Origin of the sequence: Croceitalea dokdonensis DOKDO 023 (assembly GCF_001306415.1) — a bacterium.
GTDB lineage: Bacteria > Bacteroidota > Bacteroidia > Flavobacteriales > Flavobacteriaceae > Croceitalea > Croceitalea dokdonensis.
Map to the genome: position 1 here is coordinate 115717 of NZ_LDJX01000002.1, position 16400 is coordinate 132116.

Sequence of the window (16400 nt, forward strand, 5' to 3'; positions counted from 1 at the left end):
AATTTTTTAATTGCAATTATTGTGTGTATCGCAATTTTAGGCTAGATTTGAACATACGGATTAAAACTAACTCAAATTATATTCTTATGAAAAAGTTCCTTGCCCTTGCTTGCTTTACAGGGCTCTTGGTCACCTCGTGCTCTGATGACGACACTGTGATGGAAGAAGAAATGACACCACAAGAACCCATTGTCTACACCAGTGGTACCGCAGATTTTTCTAATTACGTGGCGCTGGGCAATTCATTGACAGCGGGGTTTTCGGACGCGGCACTTTTTAGGGCAGGCCAAGAAGCTTCTTACCCGAACATGTTGGCCCAAAATTTTGCGCTGGCGGGCGGCGGTGAATTTACCATTCCTTTTATGGCAGACGACCTGGGTGGCGCTACCCTTGGCGGACAGCCTATTCTAGGCAATAGGTTGATATTATCCTTTGCAAGTGGCTCGCCCGCACCTGTGCCCGTATCCGGCCAAGGTTCCACTGAAATTTCCAATCGTTTATCTGGTCCCTTTAACAACATGGGGGTCCCCGGGGCAAAAAGCTACCATTTGTTGGCTCCAGGCTATGGCAGTGTTGCCGGTGTTCCGCAGGGCACGGCCAATCCATATTACGCTAGATTTGCCTCTGCAGAAGATGCCACGGTCTTGGGTGATGCGGCAGCTCAGAACCCAACATTCTTTTCCCTTTGGATAGGTAACAATGATGTCTTGGGATACGTAACAGCTGGCGGGGCCGGCGTTGACCAAACCGGAAATTTGGACCCTTCCACTTACGGAGGCAGCGATATATCCGATCCAATGGTACTGGGCGGGGCAATCACCCAGATATTAACCACCATGACGGCAAACGGCGCAAAAGGGGTTATGGCCAATTTACCCGATGTCACTTCCATACCGTTTTTGAATACCGTTCCACATAATCCCGTACCCTTGGACCAAGCAACGGCAGATTTATTGAATGGGGCCTATGCAGCATACAACCAAGCACTGTTGGCATTCAGCACCAATCAAAACCCGCTGGGCACACCGCTTATCTCCCCAGAAGAAGCCCAAAAAAGAACCATTTCCTTTGAAGCTGGCAGCTCTAATCCAGTAGTACTGCTGGATGAAGACCTGACCGACTTAACCGCTGTGAGTCCTGCGTTGATCAATATGAGACAAGCTACCGAGGAAGACCTTTTGGTCTTAACCTCGCAAACGATAATTGGCACCTTGGCCAACCCTAACGACCCTACCTCAATCAACGGGGTTGCCGTACCCTTGGCAGACCAGTGGGTTTTAACCCCCGAAGAACAAGAAACTGCCAATACGGCATTAGTTGCCTACAACCAGATTATTGCTGGCTTGGCTTCACAGTTTGATGTTGCCCTGGTGGATGCCAATTCCCTTTTGGTGGAACTGGGCACAACAGGCTTTACTTTGGCTGATGGGAGTGTGGTCACAGCCGATTTTGGAACCGGTGGTGGCTTTTCATTGGACGGGGTTCACCCTTCCCCTAGGGGTTACGCCATTTTGGCCACGGCATTTACGGAAGCCATTAATGAAAAATACGGTTCTAATTTACCGGAAGTAAATCCACTGGCGTTTACCGGTCTGTATTTAGAATAATAAGGCTACATGTGTTTATTTTAAAAGAGGCACCGTTTTTGCGGTGTCTTTTTTAATTTATAACACCATTTATGAAATTTCTATTACGTATCCTGTTAAGCGCCTTTGCCGTTTTATTGTTATCCGAGGTTTTACCGGGAGTTACCACCAACAAATTCACTACTGCCATTCTGGTGGCGTTGGTGCTAAGTGTGCTTAACTTCTTGGTCAAGCCTATTTTAATTGTACTTACACTGCCCGTCACCATCGTGACCTTTGGTCTGTTTATACTGGTCATTAACGCCATTATTATTATGTTGGCAGATTCCTTTGTGGCCGGCTTTAACGTAGACGGTTGGTTCTGGGCCATTGTTTTTAGCCTTTTACTATCCTTCTTACAATCCATTTTGTATTCCATCTTAAAAGAGGATGCCAGTTAGGTACTTTTTGATTGATTTACAATGTTTTAAAAACTTGCCAAGGCGAATAAAATATCCTATTTTTGCCACCCATTTTTAGTACAGCAAATAGCGCATCAATGAACATTACAAAAGAACAAATAGACGATTTAAATGCCGTTGTCAAAGTAGCCCTCACCAAAGATGACTATCAAGATAAGGTAGACACCATTCTTAAGGATTATAGAAAACAAGCCAATATACCTGGTTTCCGTAAAGGGCAGGTACCCATGGGGCTTATCAAAAAACAATATGGCAAGGCGGTCTTGGTGGACGAAGTGAACAAACTGCTCCAAGACAACCTTAATAAATATCTGACCGAGGAAAAATTGGACGTCTTGGGAAATCCCCTGCCCAAACAACAAGAGAGCTTGGATTGGGATGCGGAAGAGTTGGCTTTTGAGTTTGAGCTAGGCCTGGCGCCTTCCTTTGATGTAAAGCTAAAAACCAAAAAGGCGATAACGCAGTACAAGATCGTTGCCGATAAAAAAATGGTTGAAGAGCAAGTAGAGCGCATCAGAAAGCAATACGGAAAAATTGTATCCAAATCTGAAGTTGGCAAAAACCATGAACTTACCGGTATCTTTAAAAATGAAGCTGAGGAAATTGAGCATAAAACAACCCTAGAACTGGATAAGGTAAAAAGTAAAAAAGCCTTGGACACCCTGCTGGGCAAGAAGGTAAATGATACCGTAACACTTAAAACAAAAGGGCTTTTCAAAGAAGATTACTTATTGTCCGCCGCTTTGGGGATTGATCGGGAAAAAGCGGAAAAATTAAATATAGAGGTTGAATTTACCATTGAAGAAATCAATGAGCGTGAGCTAGCAGAATTAAACCAAGAGCTATTCGACAAAATTTTTGGTGAAGGAAAAGTAAGCTCCGAAAAAGAATTGAAAGCCAAAATCAAGGAAGATTCTGAAAAGCAGTTTGAACAGCAAGCAGACCAAAAGCTTTTAAATGACGTCACGGAAAAGTTGATCGAGGAGACTAAGTTTGAGCTACCCAAGGAATTCCTGCACAAATGGATTCAGGTAAGCGGGGAAAATCCACTCACGGAAGATGAAGCTAAAGAGGAATATGAAAAGTCCGAAAAAGGACTTCGTTATCAGTTGATTGAGGGCAAAATTATCAACGAAAACAATCTTCAAGTACAATTTGACGAGCTCAAGGAATTTGCCAAGGGCTTTATTAAATCACAAATGGCACAATACGGCCATTTGAATCCAGAAGAGGAAGAACTGGAAAACATTGCTGCAAGGGTTATGGGCAACCAAGATGAGGTAAAGCGCATGTCCGAACAGTTAATGAGCCAAAAATTACTGAATCTTTACAAAGAAAAAGCCAATCTTAAAGTGAAGGAGATCAGCTACGAAAACTTTGTAAAAGAGGTTTACGGCTAACAACTTAAATAATATGTATCTTTACGGTTCTGAAATTTTCATTTCAGAACCTTTTTTATGGACTAAAATCAAGAGTACAATATCCTATGGATTACGGAAAAGAATTTAAAAAATACGCCACCCAACACCAAGGAATCAACAGCATGTATTACGACCAAATCGTAAGCAGCATGTATCCCGTAAATCTTACCCCTAACATCATTGAAGAACGACAAATGAATATTGCCGTTTTTGATGTGTTCTCGCGTTTGATGATGGACAGAATTATTTTTCTAGGAACGGGAATCAACGACCAAGTGGCCAACATTGTTCAGGCACAACTACTATTTTTGGAAAGCACTGATGCCACCAAAGATATTTCCATTTACATTAATTCCCCTGGCGGAAGCGTTTATGCCGGATTAGGTATTTACGATACCATGCAGTTTATAAAGCCAGACGTAGCCACCATTTGCACAGGAATGGCGGCCTCCATGGGCGCAGTCTTGCTCTGTGCCGGAGAAAAGGGTAAAAGGAGCGGACTTACCCATTCTAGGGTAATGATACACCAGCCCATGGGCGGCGCCCAAGGACAAGCAAGTGACATTGAAATCACGGCAAACGAGATATTAAAACTGAAAGGAGAACTTTACCAGATTATTGCAAACCACTCTGGCCAAACCTACGACAAGGTATACGAAGATAGCGACCGTGATTACTGGATGAAATCCGATGAGGCACTCTCCTATGGAATGATTGACGAAATCCTGGTAAGGGAACGATAGATTATCCGACAAAAAATTTAATCAGATAACAAAACTTGGTGGGGTACATAGAACAAAACCCCATTTTTAGCGTTTTGCAGTAGGACCAACTTGACGAAGCAACATGGCAAAAGAGAATTTAGAATGTTCATTTTGCGGCCGTAAAAAGCCGGAAACCAATTTATTGATAGCTGGTTTGGATGCCCATATTTGCGACCGATGTATTGAGCAAGCGCATAGTATTGTAGCCGAAGAATCCAAACAGTCCAAATCCAGTGACCTTTCTTCTGAATTGGTCCTTAAAAAACCTCAGGAAATCAAAGAGTTCCTGGATACCTTTATCATTGGTCAAGAACGCACCAAAAAGGTAATGTCCGTTGCCGTATACAACCACTATAAAAGACTGCTGCAACCCAAAAGCAAGGAGGATGATATTGAGATACAAAAGAGCAATATTGTCATGGTTGGGCAAACTGGTACGGGAAAGACATTAATGGCCAAAAGCATAGCCCGTATGCTTAATGTGCCGTTAGCCATTGTGGATGCCACTGTACTTACCGAGGCAGGTTACGTTGGTGAAGATGTGGAAAGTATTCTGACAAGGCTACTACAGGCCGCAGACTACAATCTGGAAAAAGCAGAACGTGGTATTGTTTTTATTGACGAAATTGACAAAATAGCCCGTAAGAGTGATAATCCCTCCATCACCCGTGACGTTTCTGGTGAAGGGGTACAACAAGGCCTCTTAAAATTACTGGAAGGAACCGTAGTGAATGTTCCACCAAAAGGTGGGAGAAAACATCCTGACCAAAAATTTATTGAGGTCAATACGGAGAATATTCTGTTTGTCGCCGGTGGTGCTTTTGACGGTATAGAACGTATTATTACCAAACGTCTAAATATGCAGGCCGTTGGTTATAGTGCCTCCAAAGCGGAAGACAAGGTAGACAACGAAAATATCCTGCAGTACATTATCCCCAAGGATTTAAAGGAATATGGGCTTATCCCGGAAATTATAGGAAGACTTCCCGTGCTTACCCACATGAATCCCCTGGATAAAAAGACCCTTAGGGCCATATTGACAGAACCCAAAAATGCCATCATAAAACAATATGAAAAATTGTTTGCCATGGACGGCATACAATTTAAGATTACGGAACAGGCACTTGACTATATCGTTTCCAAGGCTGTAGAGTATAAATTGGGGGCTAGGGGTCTACGTTCTTTGTGCGAGGCCATCTTTACCGATGCCATGTTTGAACTCCCCAGTAGTAATGAAAACGAGTTTAAGGTCACCAAAGCATACGCAGAAGAAAAACTATCCTACGAAACCATTAAAAAGCTGAAGGCGGTTTCTTAGCAGCTATTAGGAATTCACTACTATACCTATATCTCTAGCACACCTATAAATTTTAGCCTGAGGCGGGCATTTTGCGTTTTGTTGACCATCCTATTGGTTGAATTCAAAGAAAATGAACTAAGAATTTCTTTAGGTCATCATGAAAAAAACCAACTATAGGGAAGTATAAAAAGTACTTTTATTTAAAATTGGTACCAAAAAGGTTGAAAAGATGCTTATGCACCTTTTTTATATTGCTCAGGTGCACTTACTTCAGATTCCACTTGATGTCCACCTAAAACTTTTTGAAGTAAACCCTTACACAAGGCCGTAATTATTTTTTCATCTGAATATAACTCATGGCCAAAATTTGGCACCACGTTCATGGATACGCCCACGTTCTCTGCCCATTCCAAGTTGGGTCTATATACATCGTTTTCGCCGTACATCAAATCTATCTCACAGCTGGGTTTGGTCTCTTCAAAACGAATCCTAGTTGCGGAAATAGCAGTTAATGACTTCATCTTAAAACCCTTAAGTCCAGCCTTCCAAGCAATGGTGCCACCAGTACTAAACGCCAAAACATGGCAGGGTTCTGTTTCCTTTTTCATCAAATGTGCCACAGCGGTATCTATCCCGCCGTTGACGAAGGCCTTGTGCAAATTTTTCTCGGTATTGACCAGTTCGTCAATGTGCCCTAACTGTTGGCTATCATAGAACTGGATGTCAAAAAATTGTTGTAGATACCCAAAATAGGATGTAATCCAGAGGCCCTTTTTAACGCCCCACATGTCTGATATAACGAGTAATTTTTCTGCCATAATGGTCTTTTTGTTAATGGTTTTAATAAGTATTCGGGAACTATCGGATTCAAACTTCAACCATAAACGCACTAAATCAATATTTATTGGTTCAATTATGGGTTTTGTTCGTTGAGGTGCACATTTAACTATAACGTTTTCGTAAAACACTGCTGTTTTGTATGGTTACCTTGGATAAAAATGGAGGTTTTATCGCTAGAAAAGTATAACTATCTTATTTTAAGAGTCTTAACCACCACTACGGGGTGGTTGTTATGAAGGATAAGTTGCCTATTGGTTGTGTTTAGTTCATTTTGAGCAATTCCTCAAGATAACCCCTATCGTTGGAAAGCCTGGGTATTTTATGCTGCCCACCCAATTTGTTTTTTAGCTTGAGCCAATCATAAAAAAGATCTTTGCGCGCTATATGAACCTCTGGCATCCTTAGGGTAATATTGTTATAACGTTTGGCTTCATAATCAGAATTCAAGGCTTTAAGTGCATTGTCCAAGAATTCCGTAAAATATCCCAAATTCTCTGGCGGGTGCCTAAACTCTATCATCCATTCATGCGCCCCTTTATCATTGCCCTGCATAAATATGGGTGCTGCGGTATACTCCTTAATTTCCGCTCCTGTTTTTTTACAGACCTGCTTTAAGGCTTCTTCCGTATTCTCAATAATCAACTCCTCACCAAAAGCGTTGATATGGTGCTTGGTACGTCCGGTAATCCTGATTCTAAATGGGTCCAAAGAGGTAAACCGCACCGTATCCCCAATCTTATAACGCCATAAACCGGCGTTGGTGGTTATAATGATAGCGTAGTTGATACCTGTCTTCACCTCCCAGAGAGGAATGGCCTGCGCTCCTTCTTTACCATAAACATCCATCGGAATAAACTCGTAAAAAATACCGTAGTCCAACATCAAGAGCAAATCTTCCGAGTTGTTCCTGTCTTGGATTCCAAAGAATCCTTCAGACGCGTTATAGGTTTCATAATAATTAAACCGCTTTCTGGGCAGTAGCTTTTTGTATTGCTCCCTGTACGGGGCAAAACTGACCCCTCCATGAAAATAAACCTCCAAATTCTCCCAAACTTCAAACAAATGGTTTTTTCCCGTTCGCTCCATCACATTATTCAACAACACCAGCATCCAGGAAGGCACCCCGGCCAAGCTAGTTACATTTTCCCGGATACTTTCCTCAATGATGGCCTCCAACTTAGATTCCCACTCGCTCATTAAAGAGACCTTGTTGCTTGGGGTACTACTATACTCCGCCCAGAGTGGCATATTATCAATTAAAATGGCAGACAAATCACCAAAAAAAGAACCATTATCCTCATAAAGTTCCTTGCTGCCCCCTAAACGTAGGCTCTTACCAGTAAACAACTGGGAATTTTCGTTATTGTTTAAATAAAGACATAACAAATCCTTTCCTGATTTGTAGTGACAATCTTCCAAAGCCTCTGAACTTACCGGGATAAATTTACTTTTTGCATTGGTGGTGCCACTGCTCTTTGCAAACCATTTGATATGGCTGGGCCAAAAAATATTTTGTTCCCCCCTACGGGTACGCTCTATGGTTGGGGCTAGCTCCTCATAACTGGAAATGGGCACCCGCTCCCTAAAGGTTTCATAGGAACGGATAGAGCTAAAACCATATTGCTTGCCAAGTTGGGTATGTGCCGCAAAATTGATCAATTGCAACAATAGTTCTTTCTGAACGTCCAAAGGATACTTTAAAAACAACTCTATCTGGTGATAGCGCTTTTTAAGTAGCCAGGAGGCTATGGAATTAAACAATGGTATTGGCATTTTAGGTATATTTAGACCTGCGGTCCGCTGGCTAAAATACAAATTCATTATTAAGAAATCACAACATGTTGTACCAAGGTGTCTTACGTAAAATGAAAACTGAAATGGGAAATCCCATTCAATATTTTATGGTGTTTGAAAGTGACTTTATACATCTAAACCAGGCACTGGACAGCACCTTGCACCTAAAATTTATAAAACACCAGTGTCTCAATTGCGGAAACGATAGGAAAATTTACCGTCAAGGATTTTGCCAAAGCTGTTTTTTTGAAATTCCCTCTGCTGGTGATTGGATTATGAAGCCAGAGCTAAGCACGGCCCATTTGGACAAAGAGGACCGGGATTTGGAGTATGAAAAAAAGGTACAGCTACAACCACATATTGTCTATCTTGCCAATAGTAGCAACGTAAAAGTTGGGGTGACCCGCAAAGCACAGGTACCTACCCGTTGGATAGACCAAGGAGCACATGAGGCCATTGAAATTGTGGAAGTGCCCAACAGATACCTTGCCGGTATTACTGAAGTAGCGCTAAAAAACCATGTGGGGGACAAAACCAATTGGCGTAAAATGTTACAGAACAATATAGAAGACCTTGACCTCGTGGAATGGCGCGAAAAACTAAAAACCCATATTCCCGAGGAGGCCCAGGAGTACTTTATCACAAACAATACAGAGACCCAGCTCAATTTTCCCGTTTTGCGGTATCCAGAAAAAGTAAAGAGTTTAAACCTTGATAAAACCCCAGAATATAAGGGTGTTTTAAAAGGAATAAAAGGGCAGTACCTGATGTTTGAGGACAATACCGTTTTTAATGTTCGCGGAAGTGAAGGTTATGTGGTAGGAATTGATATCCGATAATTTACATTTAAATTCAGATAAAAAAGTTTTTGCTTACCCTCTTTTCTCTTGGCTCTTGCAGAAAGCTAAAAAGGAAAAATCGTACTTAAAAAGTTGGTCTAAAACCAAGTGAGGAGATTACAATCATCCCATCAATAACTATTTAAACTCTAGTTTTGGGTAGAATCTTGTTTCTTCTTCCTGCCCAATAAGTTGCCCAAAACACTTTTTGCAGCATCTTTTACCTGGTTCCTTTGGCCGGAGGAATCTATCGTCACGGAATCTTTCTTTTGAGCACCCAGCAAACCGCCCAACATCTGTACTGCTTTTGTCTTAGTGGAATCAGAGGTTGTAGCATCCTTGTTATTTCCCAACAAACCTCCCAATAAATCTTTGGCTTTGTCTTTTCCTTGGTTGACCATTTTCTGTTTCTGAATCTCCACCAATCGCTTTGTTAGGTTGGTTACACCAGACTTTAAATCTGTAGTGACGTTTGGGCTATTGTAAGCCCCGGTAATGGATGCCGTTACGGGAATGGTCAAACCATTTAGGCTGTCATCATCTAACTTGGCAATGATACTATTAACCTCATTACCCAAATAGGCAGCAGGAACGTCCAAAACTGCCTGATATTCCAAGGCCTTATCAAACGTATGATTCCCAGAAATGTTGATGGTAATATCCTTATAGGTTAACTTAAAAGGTTTAACGGCAACCCTACCGTCATTAAAAGTAAGCGCAGTTTTCAAATCCTTTAGGTCCAAGGCATCCAAATCAATAAAAGTAACACTGTTGTTCAACGCTTTTAAAACAGAGGCCTCCTTGGTATTTACCTGGGCGGATAGCAGTTCTCCCATTAAGCTACCGCTTAAGGTGGCCAAATTAGGAGTCATATCGTCTTTTAAAACACCGGACAACGTTATGTTGGAATTGAGTTTTCCCTCTAGGGCATTAGCCACAGGTGCCAATATTTTAAATAGATCCAAGGCTTTAAAGGACTCTGCAATTTGGAAATTGCTAATATCCAAGTTCATTTCAAAGTTAGAGACTTCCCCTTTGGTGGCTACTGCACCATCCATCCCTATGGTACCCCCAAATAATCCAGCTTGTACATCTTTTAAGGTTGCAATTTCCTCTTTAATCAATAACGTCCCAACCACATTTTTAAGGTTAAGATTATCGTACAGTACATTGGCGGCCCTTGCTTGTATGGTACAATCCAAAAAAGAAGGGATTTTGATGCGCTCGGCCAGCTTAGTATCGCCGCTAATAGCACCTCCATCAGGTTCTGCAGGCTCCTCCACCATAAAATCACCAACGGCAAAGGTATCAGAGGCCAAATTAAAATTTCCTTCAAGTTTTTCATCGTTAAATACAAAACCCAATAAATTGATCAATGTGCCCGTAGCCTTAAAATCGGTTTGGCCCATTTTTCCAGAAAAAGAATTCAAGCTTACCGTAGTTGGATTAAACGTCATCACTGCCTCGTCAATGGTAACAGGGTGCTTTAGTTCTTCTGACTTATATTGAAAATCTGCCAATTTAAATGTCCCATTCGTGGTGGTGTTTTTATACTGTTGATTCTCTACCGATGCCATATCAAAAGCAGTAGTAAGGTCTGTGGCCAAAATTCCTTTAAGGTTAAAATCGTTAGAAACAGGGTAGGCTTTGGAAATGTTGGCCAAATTAATTTTTCCGTCCGCATGGGCCTTTACTTTGGTATTGCCCAATAGCTCATGAATTTTAGCATTCAAATTAAAACGGTCGTCATCAATTTTAAATGATAAACGGTCGATGTCTACAAAGGTATCCTCGGTAATACCCGTGGTGTTCTTAATCTCGGTTTTTAGAAAGATGTTAGTGACCGCTTTTGGCAGGTCCGGATACTTAAACGAGGCATTTTCAGAATTGATGCTGATACCAAAAGTGGGAATATGGGTATCATCTACCAAGCCTTTAAAAAAACCTGAAACCTCAAAATTTCCAGTGGTGGTGACATTTTCAATATTTTTGGAATAGCCCTCAGGAATCACGGCCAAAAAATTCTTAAAATCTGAGGATGGGGTGTTAAAGTTGATATCAACCTCTTGGTTTTCATCATTGAGCTTCACGAATCCATCAAAAACCAACGGTAACTGATTCACCAAAGCCTTATTTTCTAAAAAGCTAAACTTGCTTTGTTCTAAATCTATACCAAGGAGCGCATCCAATGCAACGGCGTTGTTGTCCAAATAGTTGGTTCCATCAAAAGCAAAGGAAACCAAGGCGTCTGTTTTGGTTTGCAACTGGGAATTGGCCAATGATAGATCACCAGTACCAACATGGTTCATATCGGATATCTCCAAATGCATTCCAGTTGCATAATCGTCATAGATTATCTTGGTACCCGTGACTGCATATTGCCTTAAATCCAATTTAAAATCTGAGGAACTGCCAGAATCCGTTTGCTGGGTGTCCGTTTTGGAGGGCAATGCAATATCATAATTTACATTTTCCAAGCTATCCACCTGAATATGGAGAAGTGCGCCGTCCAAAGTGAGTTTTTTGATCGCAATGGGGTCTTCTTGCCTCTTAAAAAGCTCCTTGACAGAAAGTTCCAAGGCAATATCCTTTGCTGCAAAAAGGGTATCACCCTCAAAAGGTACTTTATTCACCAAGGACACCCCTTGTAAATCCAAATACGCATCAGGAAAACTTTTGATCAAGCTCAACTTTGCTTGCTCAAAGTCAAAAGTGGCATTGATATTTTGGTTGACCTTATTTTTAATGATATCTGCAATTTTACCCTCTAGAAAAAAAGGCACGGCTATCACAAGCAGTAAAAGAAAGGCAAAAAAGCCCAAGGCTATTTTAAGGAGTCGTTTTTTCATGATATTATTGGGAACGTGAAACTTTGGAAAATGTGATTAATCCAACGTTAATTCTTCCTCTATTTTTAGGTTAAAGCGCTTACGCATCATATATACGCACAAATAGAGCAAAGGGGTGTCCAGAAAGGCAATAAAAATTTTAAACAAAAAACCACTGACCACAAGACCATAAAACAATTCCCACGGTATGACCCCAAATGCACATAACAGACCTACGACGGTAAAGGTATCCACAAACTGGGATGAAAAGGTTGAAAAATTATTTCTGAGCCAAAGATATTTGCCATTGGTCATTTTTTTCCAGAAGTGATAGATTGAAATATCTATGTACTGGGCAAACAAATAGGCCAACATTGAGGCCAACACCCCCAAAGGGGACAAGCCAAACACTTGGGTAAAGGTAACGTCATCTATAGGTGAGCTTTCAATGGCGGGCACCACATTGGCTACATAAATAATAAGCATGGAGAACACAGACGCAAAAATACCTGCGGTAACCACTTGATTGGCCTTTTTCTTACCGTAGATTTCGGAGATCAAATCAGTAATCAAAAACGTGATGGGATAAGGCAAAATACCCACGGATACCTGAAATAAAGAAGCTCCAAAAAGTTGGATTTCCCCAAAAGGCTCCCAATAAAAAAATTTCTGGAAAATCAGGTTGGAGACTACCAGAGAGGTTATGAACAGTGCCCCCAGATATAAATAAATCTGAAAGGCCAATTTCTTATCCTTTTGGGGCATAGGCTTATTTGATGTTCAATATATAGGGCATCCGGGCCTGAACCCCTTGCTGCTCTGTGAGCTTTTTAAGCTCTATGAAGGCGTTATACGTTTCCACACCCAATTCTTCTTTCATAACGGACCCACCTATTTTGGCTTTTACGCCTCCCAGGTCTTCCATTAATCGTTCAAAATCAGATTTATATTTAGGATATTTACGGAGCCCATAGTTTTGCAGTTCTACCAACTCAGCGGCGTACTCAATAGCATCATCTAAACTGCCCAATTCATCTACCAGGCCATTGTTTACTGCATCAACCCCGCTCCATACACGGCCTTGGGCTATTTGGTTTACCGCCTCCTTGGACATGTTTCTCCCTTCCGCCACGCGGGACACAAACGTATCGTACACATTTTCGATACCCTCTTTTATTTGCGCACGGAACGCATCGGTCATGGGTTCAAAAAGGGAATAATCCACTGAATTGGCATTGGTACCAACCTGCTCCGCATTGATACCTATATCGGCTGCCAGCTGGTTCATATTGGGTATGGTACCAAAAACTCCTATAGAACCGGTAATCGTGGTTGGCTCTGCAAAAATCTTATCCGCGCCTGCGGCTATATAGTAACCTCCAGAAGCGGCCACGTTGCCAAAAGATACAATTACGGGCTTTGTTTTTTTGGTGAGCTCTATCTCCCGCCAAATAATGTCAGAGGTCAACGCACTGCCACCAGGGGAATTTACCCGTAGCACAATTGCTTTTACCTTATCATCTTCCCTGGCTTTTTTCAATGCTTTATTGATAACTCCCTGGCCTATAAAATCCTTGTTGCCCTCCCCGTACAAGATTTCTCCCTGCGCATAGATTACGGCTATCTTATCCGTTCCCTTTCGTAAAGTCTTTTTATTGGCCACGGTGATATAATCTTCAAAATCCAGATAGTTGATTTTCTCCTTTTCTTGGATGGACAGTTTATCCCTTAGCAACTGCTCATACTCATCATAATACCACAAGTCATCTACCATATGTGTTTGTGCCGCATATTTTGGCAAGCGTGCTCCCAAGGTATCGGCAATTAGGTTCAGGTTTGTTGTAGATAGGTTTCTAGAATCCGAGATATCTGTTAACATACTGGACCAAATGGCCGTGATGAGCTCTTTAATTTGAGCCCTATTCTCGTCACTCATACTATCTGCAATGTAAGGTTCCACGGCACTTTTGTACTTCCCGTGACGAATGACCTCTATCTTAATTCCTGTTTTTTCCTGTAAATCTTTCAGATACAAAACTTCCGATGACAACCCTTTAAAATCCATAGCCCCTTGCGGGTTCACATAAATGGAATCTGCCACACTGGCCAGATAATAATCTTTTTGGGTGTAAAAATCCGCATACGCGTAAATAAACTTGCCGTTATCCTTAAAAGTCTGCAAGGCCCGCCGTAACTCCTGCGCTTGTGCATAACCAGCTAATAAAAAACTGTTTTTTATGCTTATTCCTTTAATGTTGTCATCGTTGGAAGCGACTTGGATGGCATGTAATATATCATCCAAACCCATTCCAGCCTCGGCAAACAAGGTGGCAAAGGGGTCCGTATCATCTGTCCCTTCATAGTCCCTTATGGGTGTCTTAAAACTGAGCTCCAACACGGAATTAGGCTTTACCATTACCCCGTCCTCGCCGCTGCCCACCAAAGCAGCGAACACAAAAAACATGACAAAAAGGATTCCAATGGCAATTAAAGTTCCCAGAATGGCCGCCAAAAGATTTCTTAGAAAATTCATAGCAAAGTTTTATAAGGCAGCAAAGATAACCAATGTCAGATTGTTTTGTTTATTTTGCCCTTGCAAACATGATCGCAACAACAACAGCCTACATTTCCATTGGGAGCAATCAAGGAAAACGCCTTGCCAATCTGCAAAACGCCATCCTGCACTTTAACATGGATGGAACGGAGGTAATTGCTACTTCCCATGTCTATGAAAACGCAGCAATGGGATTTGATGGAGCTGATTTTTTAAATGCCTGTTTTTGCATACGTACGGATAAAAGCCCCACTGAACTTTTAAAGCATATCACGGCCACCGAAGCATATTTTGGCCGCAAGCGCTTTACGGACGGGCAATACCACTCACGAACAGTAGATTTGGATATCCTCTATTACGGAGCAGATTGTATTTCCACCGATACCCTGACCATTCCGCATCCCCGAATGACCCAACGCAATTTTGTCCTTAAACCCCTGGCCGATATTGCACCACAGTTCTATCATCCATTGGAACAAAAAGATACCAGAAACCTTTTGCAACAATGTCAGGATACCAGCGTACTTTGCAAAAGAAAATATCGATTGTTCGTTTCTCGCGTGGCACTTTTTAAACAGTTACAATTTTTGGCCATAGAGGGAACCATTGGGGCGGGCAAGACCACTTTGGCCAAAATGATATCCAAGGATTTTAATGCCAAACTGGTCTTGGAACGTTTTGCGGACAATGCCTTTTTGCCCAAATTTTATGAAGACCCAGAACGGTACGCATTTCCATTGGAAATGTCTTTTTTGGCAGATCGGTACCAGCAATTTACAGACGATACCAGTCAGTTTGATTTGTTCAAAAATTTTATGGTAAGTGATTATGACATTTTTAAATCCCTCATTTTTGCCAAAGTAACCTTGCAAAATGAAGAGTTTGGGCTATATCGGAAGCTTTTTAATTTTATGTACAAAGAAGTGAAAAAACCCGATATCTATGTTTATCTGCACCAAAATACGGATAGGTTATTGGAAAACATTAAAAAAAGGGGGCGCGATTACGAGCAGAACATTTCGCGGGATTACCTGGAAAAAATAAACCGCGGCTATCTAAACTTCATCAAAAGCCACCCACAACAAACCAGTTTACTCATTGACCTTGGAAATTTGGATTTTGTTTCCAACCCGGCTGATTACCGCTCTATTTTGGAAAAAATTGGGGCAGCGTTGATGGATGTATTGAATTAGCTAGTGGGGTTTTATTAAGGCCAAGACCTTTTTACATTATTTGGTGTGATTTACCATCCATCCACTTTTAGCAATCTACTGTTTTAACAATTTTTAGATTTTATTTGGATTTCCACATGGCTTTTACTTTCTTAGCAGCCTGTGAGATTCAGAAACTAACTAACTCAAACTATATAGTGCACCCTTGGTACCGAGTATCAAGGGTTTTTTGTTTACTGTCAAATTATTGCTGATACCGCTTTAATAAAAACCAAAAATGGCTTTATCCCTGTAATTTGGACCAGAAGTCCCAAAGCACTATCCCAGCACTCACCGAAATATTCAATGAATGCTTGGTGCCAGACTGGGGAATCTCAATGACCCCATCACATGCTGACACTACTTCCTGGGATACGCCTTTTACCTCATTCCCAAATACCAGACCATAGGTCTTTAAAGGTTCCGGTTGAAAATTGTTCAACAGAATTGCCCGTTCCGCCTGCTCTACAGAGAAAATGGCAACCCCGCTAGCCTGTAGTTTTTGCACGAGCCCAAGGGTATCCCCAACGTATTCCCAGGATACGCTATCCGTGGCTCCTAGTGCCGTTTTTTGAATATCCTTGTGAGGGGGTTTTGCGGTAATACCACAGAGATAGATTTTTTGAATCAGAAAGGCGTCCGAGGTCCTAAATACCGATCCGATATTGTTCAAACTCCGAATATTATCAAGAATCACGATAATCGGGGTTTTTTTGGCTTTCTTAAATTCATCAACGTTTAAGCGTTGTAGCTCTTCATTAGCAAGTTTACGCATAGACTTATCCACTTTTATCCTTGAAAT

At 41.5% G+C, this 16400-nt stretch carries 13 protein-coding genes; 7 read left to right on the plus strand and 6 right to left on the minus strand.

The annotated features are described in order from the left end of the window. Positions 1 to 86 precede the first annotated feature (86 nt). The 5 genes from I595_RS04045 to clpX all read left to right on the plus strand — a co-directional run bounded on the left by I595_RS04045 (position 87) and on the right by clpX (position 5550). On the plus strand, positions 87 to 1607 hold the full coding sequence (locus tag I595_RS04045; protein WP_054558659.1) for an SGNH/GDSL hydrolase family protein: 1521 nt from the start codon (positions 87 to 89) through the stop codon (positions 1605 to 1607). Positions 1608 to 1678: 71 nt separating this feature from the next. After that, positions 1679 to 2026: a phage holin family protein gene (locus tag I595_RS04050; RefSeq protein WP_054558132.1), complete on the plus strand. Its 348-nt coding sequence runs from the start codon at positions 1679 to 1681 to the stop codon at positions 2024 to 2026. 98 nt (positions 2027 to 2124) lie between these two features. Continuing rightward, on the plus strand, positions 2125 to 3447 hold the full coding sequence (tig, locus tag I595_RS04055) for a trigger factor (RefSeq protein ID WP_054558133.1): 1323 nt from the start codon (positions 2125 to 2127) through the stop codon (positions 3445 to 3447). 86 nt (positions 3448 to 3533) lie between these two features. Continuing rightward, positions 3534 to 4211 carry an ATP-dependent Clp endopeptidase proteolytic subunit ClpP gene (gene clpP, locus I595_RS04060; protein WP_054558134.1) on the plus strand — a complete coding sequence of 226 codons (678 nt, stop codon included), beginning with the start codon at positions 3534 to 3536 and terminating at the stop codon, positions 4209 to 4211. A 103-nt stretch (positions 4212 to 4314) separates the two neighbouring features. Next, a complete protein-coding gene (gene clpX, locus I595_RS04065; RefSeq protein WP_054558135.1) occupies positions 4315 to 5550 on the plus strand; it encodes an ATP-dependent Clp protease ATP-binding subunit ClpX in 1236 nt (411 codons plus the stop codon). A gap of 215 nt (positions 5551 to 5765) precedes the next feature. On the opposite strand, the gene I595_RS04070 is transcribed toward clpX, so the two are convergent. Together I595_RS04070 and I595_RS04075 are read right to left on the minus strand one after the other, a co-directional pair. Next, a complete protein-coding gene (locus I595_RS04070) occupies positions 5766 to 6350 on the minus strand; it encodes a hypothetical protein (RefSeq protein ID WP_054558660.1) in 585 nt (194 codons plus the stop codon). 283 nt (positions 6351 to 6633) lie between these two features. Next, positions 6634 to 8145, minus strand: coding sequence for a GH3 auxin-responsive promoter family protein (locus I595_RS04075; protein ID WP_054558661.1), 1512 nt, complete (start codon positions 8143 to 8145; stop codon positions 6634 to 6636). Positions 8146 to 8210: 65 nt separating this feature from the next. On the opposite strand from I595_RS04075, the gene I595_RS04080 reads away from it, so the two are divergent. Beyond that, a complete protein-coding gene (locus I595_RS04080; RefSeq protein WP_054558136.1) occupies positions 8211 to 9005 on the plus strand; it encodes a DUF2797 domain-containing protein in 795 nt (264 codons plus the stop codon). 149 nt (positions 9006 to 9154) lie between these two features. On the opposite strand, the gene I595_RS04085 is transcribed toward I595_RS04080, so the two are convergent. Genes I595_RS04085 through sppA form a run of 3 tightly spaced genes read right to left on the minus strand, consistent with a single transcriptional unit; the run spans position 9155 to position 14366 of the window. Then, on the minus strand, positions 9155 to 11854 hold the full coding sequence (locus tag I595_RS04085; RefSeq protein WP_054558137.1) for an AsmA-like C-terminal region-containing protein: 2700 nt from the start codon (positions 11852 to 11854) through the stop codon (positions 9155 to 9157). A gap of 36 nt (positions 11855 to 11890) precedes the next feature. Further along, the gene (locus tag I595_RS04090) at positions 11891 to 12598 is read right to left on the minus strand and encodes a queuosine precursor transporter (RefSeq protein ID WP_054558138.1); all 708 of its coding nucleotides are present in this window, start codon (positions 12596 to 12598) and stop codon (positions 11891 to 11893) included. Positions 12599 to 12602: 4 nt separating this feature from the next. Then, entirely contained in the window at positions 12603 to 14366 is a 1764-nt protein-coding gene (gene sppA, locus I595_RS04095; protein ID WP_054558139.1) for a signal peptide peptidase SppA, read from the minus strand. Between the two features lie 32 nt (positions 14367 to 14398). Between sppA and folK the strand changes: the two genes are divergently transcribed. Then, entirely contained in the window at positions 14399 to 15580 is a 1182-nt protein-coding gene (gene folK, locus I595_RS04100) for a 2-amino-4-hydroxy-6-hydroxymethyldihydropteridine diphosphokinase (RefSeq protein WP_245628222.1), read from the plus strand. Between the two features lie 262 nt (positions 15581 to 15842). On the opposite strand, the gene I595_RS04105 is transcribed toward folK, so the two are convergent. After that, positions 15843 to 16373 carry an RNA methyltransferase gene (locus tag I595_RS04105; protein WP_054558140.1) on the minus strand — a complete coding sequence of 177 codons (531 nt, stop codon included), beginning with the start codon at positions 16371 to 16373 and terminating at the stop codon, positions 15843 to 15845. Between the last annotated feature and the right edge of the window lie 27 nt (positions 16374 to 16400).

Excerpts from the sequence above, each read along its gene's own strand:
- folK (WP_245628222.1), top strand. The coding sequence starts at position 14,399 with ATGTCAGATTGTTTTGTTTATTTTGCCCTTGCAAACATGATCGCAACA.
- sppA (WP_054558139.1), bottom strand. The coding sequence starts at position 14,366 with ATGAATTTTCTAAGAAATCTTTTGGCGGCCATTCTGGGAACTTTAATT.
- I595_RS04105 (WP_054558140.1), bottom strand. The coding sequence starts at position 16,373 with ATGCGTAAACTTGCTAATGAAGAGCTACAACGCTTAAACGTTGATGAA.
- I595_RS04070 (WP_054558660.1), bottom strand. The coding sequence starts at position 6,350 with ATGGCAGAAAAATTACTCGTTATATCAGACATGTGGGGCGTTAAAAAG.
- clpP (WP_054558134.1), top strand. The coding sequence starts at position 3,534 with ATGGATTACGGAAAAGAATTTAAAAAATACGCCACCCAACACCAAGGA.
- I595_RS04050 (WP_054558132.1), top strand. The coding sequence starts at position 1,679 with ATGAAATTTCTATTACGTATCCTGTTAAGCGCCTTTGCCGTTTTATTG.
- I595_RS04090 (WP_054558138.1), bottom strand. The coding sequence starts at position 12,598 with ATGCCCCAAAAGGATAAGAAATTGGCCTTTCAGATTTATTTATATCTG.
- I595_RS04045 (WP_054558659.1), top strand. The coding sequence starts at position 87 with ATGAAAAAGTTCCTTGCCCTTGCTTGCTTTACAGGGCTCTTGGTCACC.
- tig (WP_054558133.1), top strand. The coding sequence starts at position 2,125 with ATGAACATTACAAAAGAACAAATAGACGATTTAAATGCCGTTGTCAAA.
- I595_RS04075 (WP_054558661.1), bottom strand. The coding sequence starts at position 8,145 with ATGCCAATACCATTGTTTAATTCCATAGCCTCCTGGCTACTTAAAAAG.
- I595_RS04080 (WP_054558136.1), top strand. The coding sequence starts at position 8,211 with ATGTTGTACCAAGGTGTCTTACGTAAAATGAAAACTGAAATGGGAAAT.
- I595_RS04085 (WP_054558137.1), bottom strand. The coding sequence starts at position 11,854 with ATGAAAAAACGACTCCTTAAAATAGCCTTGGGCTTTTTTGCCTTTCTT.
- clpX (WP_054558135.1), top strand. The coding sequence starts at position 4,315 with ATGGCAAAAGAGAATTTAGAATGTTCATTTTGCGGCCGTAAAAAGCCG.